The organism is Pseudomonas sediminis (genome assembly GCF_039555755.1).
Lineage (GTDB): Bacteria > Pseudomonadota > Gammaproteobacteria > Pseudomonadales > Pseudomonadaceae > Aquipseudomonas > Aquipseudomonas mendocina_D.
Map to the genome: position 1 here is coordinate 4562258 of NZ_CP154631.1, position 12046 is coordinate 4574303.

Below are 12046 nucleotides of genomic sequence, written 5' to 3' on the forward strand. Positions count from 1 at the left end.
GCTAGTTGGCGTTGTTGTTTCGAATGAGGGTGCTGAGATCAGGCCTTGGCCAGTGTCAGCGGACGTTCCACGGCTCGTGGGCGCTGCCCTTGCGGCAGCAGCAGGCTGATATCGAGATCGCCGCCGTAGAGGTCATTGAGGAAATCTGGGTTGAAGCCCGCCGTCGGGCCGTCGAAATGAATGCGCCCACCCTTGAGCGCCACGGCGCGCTGGCAATAGCGCACCGCGTAATCGACCTGATGCAGGGTCACCACCACCGTTTTGCCGTCGCGACGGTTGATGTCGGCGAGGATCTCCATCACCTTGCGCGCCGACTCCGGGTCGAGCGAGGCGATGGGCTCATCGGCGAGAATCACCTCGGCCTGCTGGCACAACGCACGGGCGATGGCCACGCGCTGCTGCTGGCCACCGGACAGGGTCGAGGCACGCTGCGCGGCGAACTCGGCCAGCCCTACCCGCTCCAACGCCTGCAGCGCACGCTGCTTCTCTTCGGGATTGAACAGGCTGAGGCTGCCACGCCAACGCGGCATGCGCCCGAGGCCGCCGAGCAGCACGTTCTGCAGCACGCTAAGACGGCCGACCAGATTGAACTGCTGAAAGATGTAGCCGATATCGGCGCGCTGGCGGCGCACATCGCCATTCAGGCGCCCGTCGCTCTGCACCTGACGCCCAAGCACTTCGATGCTACCGGCGTCACCGCGCGCCAGGCCGGCCAGATGCCGCAGCAGGGTCGACTTGCCCGAGCCCGAGGCGCCGATCAGCGCCACCATCTCGCCCGGCTGTACGGATAGCGCCAGATCGAACAGCGCCTGCTTGCGGCCGAAACTTTTATTCAGACGATCGACTCGAATAGCTACGCTCATGTGCTGGCCCTCTACTATCATTTCGATAAGAAGGCCGCTAGCCGGCGCCTTCTGGTGTAGACCAAGGTAGGCGCACGCTGTGTCAGACCCGTGAACCGGGGATGACGATTGAGTGAATGAAACTTGAAACTTTTATGCTCGAGCGAAGCAACAGGATGAGTTCTGCCGAGTACCACGCATTTCAGACAATCGGTGCTGGCATAAAGCCGCTACCTGAATCACAATGTGACACGCATTTGGCGTCAAGGAACTGTTCATCTGACCTTATGGTCATACGACGCAGAACGCGGTACCGGTTGAACGGCTAGTGCGAAACACTGTCAAACCGGTGACAATCTCGACACTGACTACCAGTATCGCTCCCTGAACTAACCGGTAATGTATGCGCCCTATGAAACAGGCTATTTATTCCAGCCGCACGGCTGACAAGTTTGTCGTTCGCTTGCCAGATGGCATGCGTGAGCGTATCGCTGACGTAGCACGCAACCATCACCGCAGCATGAACTCGGAAATCATCGCCCGTCTGGAGCAAAGCATGCTTCAGGAAGGTGCTCTGGATGACGATCTCAGCCTGCGCCTCGACAGCCCCGAACTGAGCCTCCATGAGCGTGAATTGCTGCAGCGTTTTCGTCAGTTGTCGCGCCGCCAGCAGAATGCACTGGTCGCTCTGATTGCCCACGACGTGGAAATGGCCGCCGAAGAAGCCTGAAGCGAGCCCATAAAAAAACCGGCCTTGCAGACTGTGTGAAAACGTTCTGAACTGAACCGGTTCAATACAAACGCCTCGATTGATTCGGGGCGTTTGTGTTTTTACTGGTGCAATGATGCAAAGTGCAGCGCTCAGGTCAGCAGCTCGATCATGCGGCGTGCCCCGAGTACCGAAATAGCACGTTTGAGGTTGTAGGCTTGCACGGCCATCGCCATCTCAGCTCTCACCCCGCTGAAATGGCGCACTAGAAAACGACCGTTGCCCAGAATCCATTGTTTGAGATTGCCAAAAGGGTGCTCGACGATTGCTCGTCGCCGTCCCATCATCTCAGGGTGAGTTTCGAGTCGTTTCTCCATCCGCGCGAACGCCTCTTCGTTGGGATGGCGGCTGATATGACGCCGTTGGGCCTGTGTGCACTTGGCTTTTAATGGGCAGTTCCCGCAGTCCTTGGCACGGGCTGCGTAAAGGCGAGTGCCACGATTGAGCTGTTTGAGCGACAGGGTCTTGCCCGCAGGACATTGGAAGCTGTCGGTCGCAGGATCGTAAGTGAAGTCCTGACGCGCAAACAGTGTGCCGCCGCCCTGGTTGTTGGGCGCGCGATTCACGGGGACGAAAGCCGTAATGCCCGCTTCTTCGCAGGCCTGAAACTGCGCCCCGTTGGAATAACCTGCATCAGCCGTGACGGTCAGCTCAGGCTGCTGCAGAACCGCCTGAGTCGCTTTGGCCATCGGCTCCAACTGCTGGTTGTCGGTGCAGTCATTGGTCACTTCGTGATGCACGATCAGGCCATGCTCGGCATCGACAGCGCTCTGCACGTTGTAGGCCGCGCAAGGACTCTTGCCTGAGCAGCGCATCTTCTTGGCATCCGCTTCGCCTTCGACGAACTGTTCCAGGCCCTGCGCCTCCATCAGCGCTTTTACAGTCAAGTTATCGGCATGGCGATCCTGTAGCTGGCGTAGCGCCTGTTTCACCGCTGCCCGGTCAATCGTCTCTTGCGCGTCTTGTGCATCACCCTCATCAAGCTGGGCCAGGTACTGGGCAATGTGTTTTTCCAGCTTCGCTTGTTGACGCTTGAGCTTCTCCACGCTCAGGTGCTTGCGCAGCGAAGCTACCGCTTGGAACTTGCTGCCATCGATGGCCACCAGCTCCCCACTGATCAAGCTCGCCTGGCGACAGAACTGGACGAAAGCCTTGCAAGTCGCCTGAAAGGCCACGCTGTTGTCTTTGCGAAAATCCGCGATGGTCTTGAAGTCCGGCGCCAGACGACCCAGCAACCACATCACCTCGATATTGCGCTGGCACTCCGCCTCCAATCGACGAGAGGAGCGAATGCGCTGGAAGTAGCCATATAGGTATAGCTTGAGCAAATCAGCTGGATCGTAGCCAGGGCGCCCAGTCTTGAGCGGCTCAGCCTTGCTGAACCCCAGTACCTTCAGATCCAGACGAGCCACATAGGCCTCGATGACTCGAACTAGATGATCCTCAGGAACCAGCTCTTCCAATGTCGGCGGAAACAGGCTGCTTTGTTGCCGATCTTCACCTTGGATATAGCCCATAAACGACAATGCCCCTATCGACCGATAGAGGCATTGTCTTCAGCTTGCTCTCAGACTGCTAGGTTTTCACACAGTCTGCTTGAGCCGGTTTTTTATTGCCTGCCATTGCTGGCGGCGGTCATGACATCCCTTGCTCAGCCAACGAAGCTGAGCAGCACCCCCGCCGCCACGGCCGAGCCGATCACCCCAGCCACGTTCGGGCCCATGGCATGCATCAGCAGGAAGTTCTGTGGGTTGGCCTCCAGGCCGACCTTGTTCGATACCCGAGCGGCCATTGGCACTGCCGACACACCCGCCGAGCCGATCAACGGATTGACCTTGTTGCTGCTGAACAGGTTCATCAGCTTGGCCATCAATACACCGGCCGCCGTACCCGCGCAAAACGCCACCATGCCCAGCATCAGAATGCCCAGGGTCTTGAGCTGCAGGAAGGCCTCGGCCGACAGCTTCGAGCCCACGGTCAGACCGAGGAAGATGGTGACGATATTGATCAGTGCATTGCGCGAGGTATCAGCCAGACGCTCGACCACCCCAGCCTCACGCAGCAGGTTGCCGAGGGCGAACATACCGATCAGCGGCGCGGCGTCAGGCAGCAGCATCCCGATCAGAATGCATAGCACGATGGGGAAAATGATTTTCTCGGTCTGCCCCACCGGACGCAGCTGCTGCATGACGATGGCGCGCTCTTCCTTGGTGGTCAGGGCGCGCATGATCGGCGGCTGAATCAAGGGCACCAACGCCATGTAGGCATAGGCCGCAACTGCAATAGGACCAAGTAGATGCGGCGCCAGCTTGGAGGTCACGAAGATCGAGGTCGGGCCGTCAGCACCGCCAATGATGGCGATGGAGGCAGCCTCCTTGAGGGTGAACTCCATACCGGGAATACCCAACGCAGTCAGTGCCAAGGCGCCGAGCAGCGTACCGAAAATACCGAACTGCGCAGCAGCACCCAACAGCAGTGTTTTGGGGTTGGCTAGCATCGGACCGAAATCGGTCATGGCGCCGACGCCCAAAAAAATCAGCAGCGGGAAGATACTGGTGGGCAGGCCTACCTCGTAGATCAGGTGCAGAAAACCCGCACCCTCCGCCATGTTGGCCACCGGAATGTTCGACATCAGCCCGCCGAAGCCGATAGGAATCAACAGCAAAGGCTCGAAGCCTTTCTTGATCGCCAGGTAGATCAGCAGTATGCACACCGCGATCATGAACGCCTGACCGGGTTCCAGGTGATACAGGCCGGTGCTCTGCCAGAGCTTGAGCAGCTTTTCCATTATGCGCCCCTCAGCCGATGGTCAGCAGGCTAGCGCCCACTACCACGGTATCGCCGACCTTGACGTTGACGGCACCGACAGTACCGGCCTTGAAGGCGCGGATCTCGGTTTCCATCTTCATCGCCTCAAGAATGATCACCAACTCGCCTTCCTCCACGGCCTGGCCTGACTGCACCAGCACCTTGAAGATATTGCCAGCCAGCGGTGCCGCCTGCGGCTCGCCGCCATCCACTGCAGCCGGAGTAGCCGCCGGTGCAGCGCTCGCCGCGCCACCGACGGGCTTGATTCCCTCGATATCACCGCCGTCGCTCACCTGCACGACGAACGACTTGCCATTGACCTCGACGGTGTAGACCTCAGGCTTGCCAGCCTCGTGAGCAGGCATTTCCTTACCAGTCGGAGCGGGTTCGAAGACCGCCGGATTGCCGCGGTTCTCCAGGAATTTCAAGCCGATCTGCGGGAATAGCGCGTAGGTCAGGACGTCGTCGATTTCGTCGGCGGCCAACTTGATGCCTTTCTCCTGAGCGATGCCCTTGAGTTCGGCGGTCAGCTTGTCCATCTCGGCTTCGAGCAGGTCGGCCGGACGACAGGTGATAGCCTCGGCACCATCGAGCACACGGGCCTGCAGTTCGGCATTGAAGGGAGCAGGAGCTGCGCCATACTCGCCCTTGAGTACGCCGGCGGTTTCCTTGGTGATCGACTTGTAACGCTCGCCGGTGAGCACGTTGATCACTGCCTGGGTACCAACGATCTGCGAAGTGGGCGTCACCAGCGGAATGAAACCCAGGTCTTCGCGCACGCGTGGAATCTCGGCCAGCACCTGGTCGAACTTGTCCTGAGCGCCCTGCTCTTTCAGCTGGCTTTCCATGTTGGTGAGCATACCGCCCGGCACCTGGGCGACCAGGATGCGCGAGTCGACGCCCTTGAGGTTGCCTTCGAACTTCGCGTACTTCTTGCGCACCTCGCGAAAGTACGCGGCGATTTCTTCCAGCAGCTCCAGGTTGAGCCCGGTGTCGCGCTCGGTGTTCTGGAACATCGCCACCACCGACTCGGTCGGCGAATGACCGTAGGTCATCGACAGAGAAGAAATTGCGGTGTCGACGTTGTCGATGCCCGCTTCCACCGCCTTCAGGATGGCCACCGACGACAGCCCAGCCGTGGCGTGGCACTGCATATGAATCGGAATGGCCAGGCTGGCCTTCAGACGTGAGACCAGCTCGAACGCCGTGTAAGGCGTAAGAATCCCGGCCATGTCCTTGATCGCCACCGAATCGGCGCCCATGTCTTCGATCTGCTTGGCCAGATCGACCCACATATCCAGCGTATGCACCGGGCTGGTGGTGTAGGAGATGGTGCCCTGGGCGTGCTTGCCCTGCTGTTTGACGGCCTTGAGCGCCGTTTCCAGATTGCGCGGATCGTTCATCGCGTCGAATACGCGAAACACATCGACGCCGTTGACGGCGGCACGCTCGACGAATTTTTCCACTACGTCATCTGCGTAGTGGCGGTAGCCCAACAGGTTCTGCCCGCGCAACAGCATCTGCTGGCGGGTATTGGGCATGGCCTTCTTCAGCTCGCGTATACGCTCCCAGGGATCTTCGCCGAGATAACGAATGCAGGCATCGAAGGTCGCGCCACCCCAGGACTCCACCGACCAGAAGCCCACCTGATCGAGCTTGGGCGCGATCGGCAGCATGTCTTCAAGACGAACACGCGTCGCCAGGATCGACTGATGCGCATCACGCAGCACCACATCGGTGATTCCGAGTGCTTGTTTCACGGCAGTCATGCAGGTACTCCCTCTGAACCTGATCAACCGCGGCGTGCGCGGTGCTGGGCAATGGCGGATTGGATGGCGGCCAGTGTTGCTGCGTCCGGCTCATGGCTGGCCGACCTGGCACTAGGTGCTGGAGAAGAAATGGCCGGGCTCGGCGCGGGCGGTGCGAAGGTCGCGATCAGCCGTGACATCAGACTGACCACACCCACCAGCAACACCAGAAAGACAAAGACGAAGCCCATGCCGAACAGCATGAGTTCGACACCCTCGAGCAGCAGTTCACTGGGGGTCATCTTGGCTCCTTTGGCCAGCAGCTCGCGGGCTGCGTTCATTATTGAATAGGAGCGCCCAGCGTCAGCGCCTGGGCAAAGCTGGCGAACCTTAGCGTGAAACGAGCGTTTGAAGCAAACGCCAAAAGGGCCGGACGGGCTATTTATGTAGTGGTTTATCGGCATCCACTACCAAAGAAGCAGAAAGGCCCTGCGAGGGAAGTATCAGGATGCGGAGCGCGCCACGCCAGCAACGGCAGGAGCAAGCCTCAGCAGGGTCTTGAAGTGACGCGTCTCATCGCCAGGGTACGCCCGAACAGGCGCTTGAACTCTCGACTGAACTGCGACGGACTTTCATACCCGACACGCAGCGCCACACCCAGCATCGGCTCTTCGGCGCTGGCCTCGGTCTCGATGGAAAATGGCAAAGGCAGCGCCAGCACCAGATAGTGCTGCGCGTCGTATACGTACAGGTTGCCGTCGTGCAGCCCGCTCTTGCGCCCCTGGATCACGATCACGATGCTCGGCTCATACAGTGCCGGGGTAATCGGTAGCGAGCGATTGGAGCGCATCAAGGTAACGCCGTCGAGCTGCGCCGCGGTGTACCCCTCCTCGGGGGCCAAGCGCAGCATCAGCTCGACCATACGCTGCTTGATGCGCTCAGGACTCATGCTCATGCGCTGCTTTCGACTCGTTATCAATACCCGGACATTGTAGGAAGCATTCAATAGAAACAGGCAATATCGAAAGAGTAACGGGACTTAGCAGCCGGCCGCCCCCTGCCTAGCATGGACTCTCCAGAACGCAATGGAGATCGACATGAGCAAAGTCATCCTCGTCACCAGTGCCAGTAGCGGTATCGGCGAAGCCATCGCCAGACACCTGGCAAGCCTGGACCATCACGTGGTACTCGGCGCCCGGCGCATCGAGCGCCTGCAGGTGCTGGTAGAAGAACTGCAAGCACAAGGTCAGCACGCCTCCTGCCTCACCCTCGACGCCAGCCAACTGCATGAGATGCAGGCCTTCGTCGAATATGCCGAAGCGCAGCACGGCCCCGTCGACGTGATCATCAACAATGCCGGAGTCATGCCGCTGTCGCCGCTCAACGCCCTGAAGGTGGACGAGTGGAATCGCATGATCGACATCAACATCCGGGGCGTGTTGCATGGTATTGCCGCCGTACTACCAGGCATGGAAGAGCGCGGGCGCGGCCAGGTCATCAATATCGCCTCCATCGGCGCCCACGCCGTATCGCCGACAGCAGCGGTCTACTGCGCCACCAAGTATGCCGTCTGGCCTGCGCCAGGAAAGCGAGCGTATACGCGTCACTACCATCTGCCCCGGCGTGGTCGAGTCCGAACTGGCCGACAGCATCTCCGATGCCAGTGCGCGCGAGGCGATGAAAGCTTTCCGTCGCGTCGCCATCACGCCAGACGCCATCGCCCGCGCCGTGGCCTATGCAGTCGAACAACCCGCTGACGTCGACGTCAGCGAGCTGATCGTGCGCCCAACCGCCAGCCCTTATTGATGGAGAACACCATGCCAGCGAAGAACACCGTCGCGGCAATGCTGATCAGCGGCGCCCTGCTACCCGACGCGGTAATGGCAGCATCCGAGCCTTTACATCCTTATGTAGGCATGTGGGTAACGGACGACGGCCATGTCCGCCATGAGCTATTGGCCAACGGCCGCTATGACGAGGCACGCGGGAATCGCGAGAGCGCCTACCAGGGCAACTACCACGTCACCGGCAACCACATCGACTACGTCGACGACACCGGCTTTACCGCCGACGGGGAATTCATCGACGACGTGCTCTATCACGGCAGCATGGTGCTGCGCCGCAAGAACACTTCAACTGACGAGTAACGCCACCCATCAGCCAAGGAAAAAACCATGAACACGCAAAAAATCATCATCGCACTGCTGCTGAGCGCCTCACTCTGCCTCCCGGCCTGGGCAAACGACAGCACCGCGGCCAATCAGGCCCTGATTCAGAAAGCCTTCGATGATTGGCGCTCCGGCCAGGGCGGTATCTTCCAGTTGCTCGCCGATGACGCCGTCTGGGTCGTGGCCGGTAGCAGCCCGTCCTCCGGGACTTACCGCACGCGTGAGGCGTTCATGGAAGATGCGGTCAAACCCATCACTGACAAACTGGCCACGCCCATCATACCCACCGTCCGCCAGATCGTGGCGCAAGGGCCTTACGTGGTCGTGCACATGGATGGCGAGGCGACTGCCAAGGACGGCAGCCGCTACGAGAACAGTTATTCCTGGCACATGCAGCTGGAGAATGGCCGGATCACTCAGGTCACGGTCTTTCTCGATACCTGGCGGCTGGTCGAGCTGATGAACTGATTACAGCAGGAAGATCGACGCCAGCCCCAGGAAGATGAAGAAACCACCGCTGTCGGTCATGGCGGTGATCATCACACTGGCCCCCATGGCCGGGTCACGCCCCAGGCGTGCCAGCGTCATGGGGATCAGCACGCCCATCAACGCCGCCAGCAACAGGTTGAGGGTCATTGCCGCGGTCATCACCACGCCCAGCGACCAACTACCGTAGAGCCCATAGGCAACGGCGCCGATCACACCACCCCAGAGGATGCCGTTGATCAGGGAAACACCCAGTTCCTTGCGTACCAGACGCTTGGTATTGCCAGTGCTGACCTGATCCAGCGCCATGGCGCGTACGATCATGGTGATGGTCTGGTTACCCGAGTTGCCACCGATACCGGCAACGATGGGCATCAGCGCCGCCAGCGCCACCAGCTTTTCGATCGAGCCTTCGAACAGGCCGATCACACGCGACGCCAGGAACGCGGTGACCAGGTTGATCGCCAGCCAGGCCCAGCGGTTGCGAACCGACTTCCACACCGAGGCGAAGATGTCTTCCTCCTCGCGCAGACCGGCCATGTTCAGCACTTCGCTTTCACTTTCCTCACGGATCAGGTCGACCATCTCGTCGATGGTCAGGCGACCGATCAGCTTGCCGTTCTTGTCCACCACCGGGGCGGAAATCAGGTCGTAACGCTCGAACGCCTGAGCGGCGTCGTAACCGTCCTCGTCCGGGTGGAAACTCACCGGATCGTCGGCCATGACTTCGCCGACCTGCTTCTCCGGATCATTGACCAGCAAACGCTTGATCGGCAGCACACCCTTGAGCACGCCGTCGTAATCGACCACGAACAGCTTGTCGGTATGGCCCGGCAGCTCCTTCAGGCGGCGCAGATAACGCAGAACCACTTCCAGGCTGACGTCTTCGCGGATGGTGACCATCTCGAAGTCCATCAGCGCGCCGACCTGATCTTCCTCGTAGGACAGGGCCGAACGCACACGCTCACGCTGCTGAGCGTCGAGCGACTCCATCAGCTCATGAACGACGTCGCGCGGCAGTTCCGGGGCCAGGTCAGCGAGCTCGTCGGCGTCCATGTCCTTGGCTGCAGCGAGAATCTCGTGATCGTCCATGTCGGCGATCAGGGTTTCTCGTACCGCGTCGGAGACTTCCAGCAGGATGTCGCCATCGCGCTCGGCCTTGACCAGTTGCCAGACGGTCAGACGCTCATCGAGCGGCAGGGCTTCGAGGATGTGGGCGATATCCGCAGGGTGCAGATCTTCGAGCTTGCGCTGCAGCTCGACGAGATTCTGACGATGCACCAGGTTCTCGACCCGGTCGTGATGCTGGCCTTCCTGACGGTGAGTCAGGTCTTCGACCAGTTTGTGCCGATGCAGCAGTTCGATCACCTGGGCCAGGCGATCCTGCAAGCTCTCTTGCGGCTTTTTGGCTTCTACTTCTGTCATAGCGCGCTCCACCCCCAGCTGGCGGGCACGCCAAAGGGGATCAATCAGGTCTTACACGATTGTGCGAGGGGAGTATTGAGTAACTACTGGGTAAGTCCATGGTGGTATTCCACAAGCCCCGGCGGGGCTGACGCGGCGAATCATAACACCGCAAAACAGCTTTGTACGTGACAAAAGCACGGCAAGAACAATTGCTTGCATCACAAACTTCGATCTCGCATGAAAACCTAGTTATGCGACGCCAGCCATCCGCACCAGGACACCCTGGCGAGTACGAAAAAACGGTCTAACCTGAAGCAGGCAAACGTCAGGGAGGACGACTCATGCGAGGACTGCACTTCGCAGCGCTATTGGCCGCTGCATTTCTCTACCCTATTGCAGACAGCTCAGCGGCCAGTGTGTTCCGCTGCGTGAGTGCAAATGGCCATGTCACCTTCACCCGCCACGGCTGCGCCGACGATCAAGAGCTGCACCTGCAGGATACGCGCAACCACACCCCCAGCAGCGGCAAGGCAATCCCTCTTGCGGACCCAGGCCGGCGCGCAGCAACCACCTCGACCGGCAGTGGCGAGCTGGTCATCGTTGGCCAACAGGACGATGGTTGCGACAACCTGCTGACCAGCCGCGAGAGACGCCAGGCGATCATCCGCAAGGAAGTCCGCCCCGGCATGAGCCGCGCCGACGTGGAAAGCAGCCTGGGCAAGCCAGATAGAGTCACCAGCAGCAATGGGCAGCAGCGCTACCATTACCGAGAGAAACGCAAAGGCGGGAACAGCCGACAGATCAGCTTCGACGAAGCCGGCTGCGTGAAGAAATAACGCACAAAGAAAAAGGGCCTGCATTGCTGCAGGCCCTTTCGGTATGGCGGACTCAGGAGGATTCGAACCTCCGACCGCTCGGTTCGTAGCCGAGTACTCTATCCAGCTGAGCTATGAGTCCATTTGGCGCTTTTTGACCAGATCACCGCTGGCTGAAACATGACCTTGCATCGCTGCAGTGCCATTTAATATGGCGGACTCAGGAGGATTCGAACCTCCGACCGCTCGGTTCGTAGCCGAGTACTCTATCCAGCTGAGCTATGAGTCCACTTTTGGCGCTTTTAGACCAGATCACCGCTGGTTGAAACAAAATGGCTTGCAGCGATGCAAGCCATTTGAATATGGCGGACTCAGGAGGATTCGAACCTCCGACCGCTCGGTTCGTAGCCGAGTACTCTATCCAGCTGAGCTATGAGTCCACTTACTTGGTGCTTTTATACCAGATCACCTCTGGTGATTCGCCAGCCCGACTTACGCCCGACTCGCTGAATAATGGCGGAGAAGGGGGGATTCGAACCCCCGACACCCTTTTGAGGTGTACTCCCTTAGCAGGGGAGCGCCTTCGGCCACTCGGCCACCTCTCCGCAACACGGGGCGCATGATAAACATGTTTTCCCCGTTTGCAAACAAAAATTTGTAGAAAAATTAGTGGCTTGGTTCGTCACCCTTCTCTTTCTGGATGCGCTGGTAGATTTCTTCACGGTGCACGGCAACCTCCTTCGGCGCATTGACACCAATGCGCACCTGGTTACCTTTCACACCCAACACGGTGACAGTCACATCATCACCGACCATCAGGGTCTCTCCGACCCGGCGAGTCAGAATCAGCATTCCTTTCTCCTCAACGGATTACATTTCTCAGGACAACAGTCTGCAAAAAGAAAATGGTGCCGGCTTCCTGCTAAATCAAGCATGAAAGCCTCCACCCAAGTATTGACCAGCCTGCGTAGAAAGAAAGTTCCCGCATGCCAGTCAAAAAGAC

At 59.4% G+C, this 12046-nt stretch carries 12 protein-coding genes, 4 tRNA genes and 1 pseudogene; 5 read left to right on the forward strand and 12 right to left on the reverse strand.

What is annotated here, in order from left to right; translation table 11 throughout:
• Nucleotides 1–38: 38 nt before the first annotated feature.
• A complete protein-coding gene (phnC, locus tag AAEQ75_RS21590; protein WP_099525218.1) occupies nucleotides 39–863 on the reverse strand; it encodes a phosphonate ABC transporter ATP-binding protein in 825 nt (274 codons plus the stop codon).
• Between the two features lie 382 nt (nucleotides 864–1245).
• On the opposite strand from phnC, the gene AAEQ75_RS21595 reads away from it, so the two are divergent.
• Nucleotides 1246–1572: an Arc family DNA-binding protein gene (locus tag AAEQ75_RS21595; RefSeq protein ID WP_003461866.1), complete on the forward strand. Its 327-nt coding sequence runs from the start codon at nucleotides 1246–1248 to the stop codon at nucleotides 1570–1572.
• Nucleotides 1573–1703: 131 nt separating this feature from the next.
• On the opposite strand, the gene AAEQ75_RS21600 is transcribed toward AAEQ75_RS21595, so the two are convergent.
• From AAEQ75_RS21600 to AAEQ75_RS21620, 5 genes are all read right to left on the reverse strand, one after another.
• Complete coding sequence (locus AAEQ75_RS21600) at nucleotides 1704–3128, reverse strand: IS1182 family transposase (protein ID WP_343350445.1); 1425 nt, start codon at nucleotides 3126–3128, stop codon at nucleotides 1704–1706.
• Between the two features lie 134 nt (nucleotides 3129–3262).
• Entirely contained in the window at nucleotides 3263–4399 is a 1137-nt protein-coding gene (locus AAEQ75_RS21605) for a sodium ion-translocating decarboxylase subunit beta (RefSeq protein WP_256834560.1), read from the reverse strand.
• Nucleotides 4400–4409: 10 nt separating this feature from the next.
• The gene (oadA, locus tag AAEQ75_RS21610; protein ID WP_343350446.1) at nucleotides 4410–6188 is read right to left on the reverse strand and encodes a sodium-extruding oxaloacetate decarboxylase subunit alpha; all 1779 of its coding nucleotides are present in this window, start codon (nucleotides 6186–6188) and stop codon (nucleotides 4410–4412) included.
• A gap of 23 nt (nucleotides 6189–6211) precedes the next feature.
• Entirely contained in the window at nucleotides 6212–6469 is a 258-nt protein-coding gene (locus tag AAEQ75_RS21615) for an OadG family protein (protein ID WP_166432408.1), read from the reverse strand.
• A 245-nt stretch (nucleotides 6470–6714) separates the two neighbouring features.
• A complete protein-coding gene (locus tag AAEQ75_RS21620; protein WP_343350447.1) occupies nucleotides 6715–7122 on the reverse strand; it encodes an AraC family transcriptional regulator N-terminal domain-containing protein in 408 nt (135 codons plus the stop codon).
• Between the two features lie 130 nt (nucleotides 7123–7252).
• Between AAEQ75_RS21620 and AAEQ75_RS21625 the strand changes: the two are divergent.
• From AAEQ75_RS21625 to AAEQ75_RS21635, 3 genes and pseudogenes are all read left to right on the forward strand, one after another.
• Nucleotides 7253–7973: pseudogene (locus AAEQ75_RS21625) on the forward strand (SDR family oxidoreductase).
• Between the two features lie 74 nt (nucleotides 7974–8047).
• The gene (locus AAEQ75_RS21630; protein WP_343352461.1) at nucleotides 8048–8314 is read left to right on the forward strand and encodes an Atu4866 domain-containing protein; all 267 of its coding nucleotides are present in this window, start codon (nucleotides 8048–8050) and stop codon (nucleotides 8312–8314) included.
• A gap of 27 nt (nucleotides 8315–8341) precedes the next feature.
• Nucleotides 8342–8803: a nuclear transport factor 2 family protein gene (locus AAEQ75_RS21635; RefSeq protein WP_343350448.1), complete on the forward strand. Its 462-nt coding sequence runs from the start codon at nucleotides 8342–8344 to the stop codon at nucleotides 8801–8803.
• On the opposite strand, the gene mgtE is transcribed toward AAEQ75_RS21635, so the two are convergent.
• Nucleotides 8804–10246: a magnesium transporter gene (gene mgtE / locus AAEQ75_RS21640; protein WP_099525211.1), complete on the reverse strand. Its 1443-nt coding sequence runs from the start codon at nucleotides 10244–10246 to the stop codon at nucleotides 8804–8806. It abuts the gene before it with no gap.
• 323 nt (nucleotides 10247–10569) lie between these two features.
• Here mgtE and bamE point away from each other — a divergent pair, with 323 nt between their 5' ends.
• Nucleotides 10570–11064, forward strand: a complete 495-nt coding sequence (gene bamE, locus AAEQ75_RS21645; protein ID WP_143504311.1) for an outer membrane protein assembly factor BamE domain-containing protein — start codon at nucleotides 10570–10572, stop codon at nucleotides 11062–11064.
• A gap of 44 nt (nucleotides 11065–11108) precedes the next feature.
• Here the strand turns inward: bamE and AAEQ75_RS21650 are convergent.
• The 5 genes from AAEQ75_RS21650 to csrA form a co-directional block, all read right to left on the reverse strand.
• Nucleotides 11109–11185, reverse strand: a tRNA-Arg gene (locus tag AAEQ75_RS21650).
• 70 nt (nucleotides 11186–11255) lie between these two features.
• Nucleotides 11256–11332, reverse strand: a tRNA-Arg gene (locus AAEQ75_RS21655).
• Nucleotides 11333–11406: 74 nt separating this feature from the next.
• Nucleotides 11407–11483 (reverse strand) — tRNA-Arg (locus tag AAEQ75_RS21660).
• Between the two features lie 74 nt (nucleotides 11484–11557).
• A tRNA-Ser gene (locus AAEQ75_RS21665) sits at nucleotides 11558–11648 on the reverse strand.
• A gap of 61 nt (nucleotides 11649–11709) precedes the next feature.
• On the reverse strand, nucleotides 11710–11895 hold the full coding sequence (csrA, locus tag AAEQ75_RS21670) for a carbon storage regulator CsrA (protein WP_003244478.1): 186 nt from the start codon (nucleotides 11893–11895) through the stop codon (nucleotides 11710–11712).
• Nucleotides 11896–12046: the final 151 nt, after the last annotated feature.

Bases quoted from the DNA above. Each gene is read 5' to 3' on its own strand.
- phnC (WP_099525218.1), bottom strand. From the start codon at position 863: ATGAGCGTAGCTATTCGAGTCGATCGTCTGAATAAAAGTTTCGGCCGC.
- AAEQ75_RS21595 (WP_003461866.1), top strand. From the start codon at position 1,246: ATGCGCCCTATGAAACAGGCTATTTATTCCAGCCGCACGGCTGACAAG.
- AAEQ75_RS21600 (WP_343350445.1), bottom strand. From the start codon at position 3,128: ATGGGCTATATCCAAGGTGAAGATCGGCAACAAAGCAGCCTGTTTCCG.
- AAEQ75_RS21605 (WP_256834560.1), bottom strand. From the start codon at position 4,399: ATGGAAAAGCTGCTCAAGCTCTGGCAGAGCACCGGCCTGTATCACCTG.
- oadA (WP_343350446.1), bottom strand. From the start codon at position 6,188: ATGACTGCCGTGAAACAAGCACTCGGAATCACCGATGTGGTGCTGCGT.
- AAEQ75_RS21615 (WP_166432408.1), bottom strand. From the start codon at position 6,469: ATGACCCCCAGTGAACTGCTGCTCGAGGGTGTCGAACTCATGCTGTTC.
- AAEQ75_RS21620 (WP_343350447.1), bottom strand. From the start codon at position 7,122: ATGAGCATGAGTCCTGAGCGCATCAAGCAGCGTATGGTCGAGCTGATG.
- AAEQ75_RS21630 (WP_343352461.1), top strand. From the start codon at position 8,048: ATGGCAGCATCCGAGCCTTTACATCCTTATGTAGGCATGTGGGTAACG.
- AAEQ75_RS21635 (WP_343350448.1), top strand. From the start codon at position 8,342: ATGAACACGCAAAAAATCATCATCGCACTGCTGCTGAGCGCCTCACTC.
- mgtE (WP_099525211.1), bottom strand. From the start codon at position 10,246: ATGACAGAAGTAGAAGCCAAAAAGCCGCAAGAGAGCTTGCAGGATCGC.
- bamE (WP_143504311.1), top strand. From the start codon at position 10,570: ATGCGAGGACTGCACTTCGCAGCGCTATTGGCCGCTGCATTTCTCTAC.
- csrA (WP_003244478.1), bottom strand. From the start codon at position 11,895: ATGCTGATTCTGACTCGCCGGGTCGGAGAGACCCTGATGGTCGGTGAT.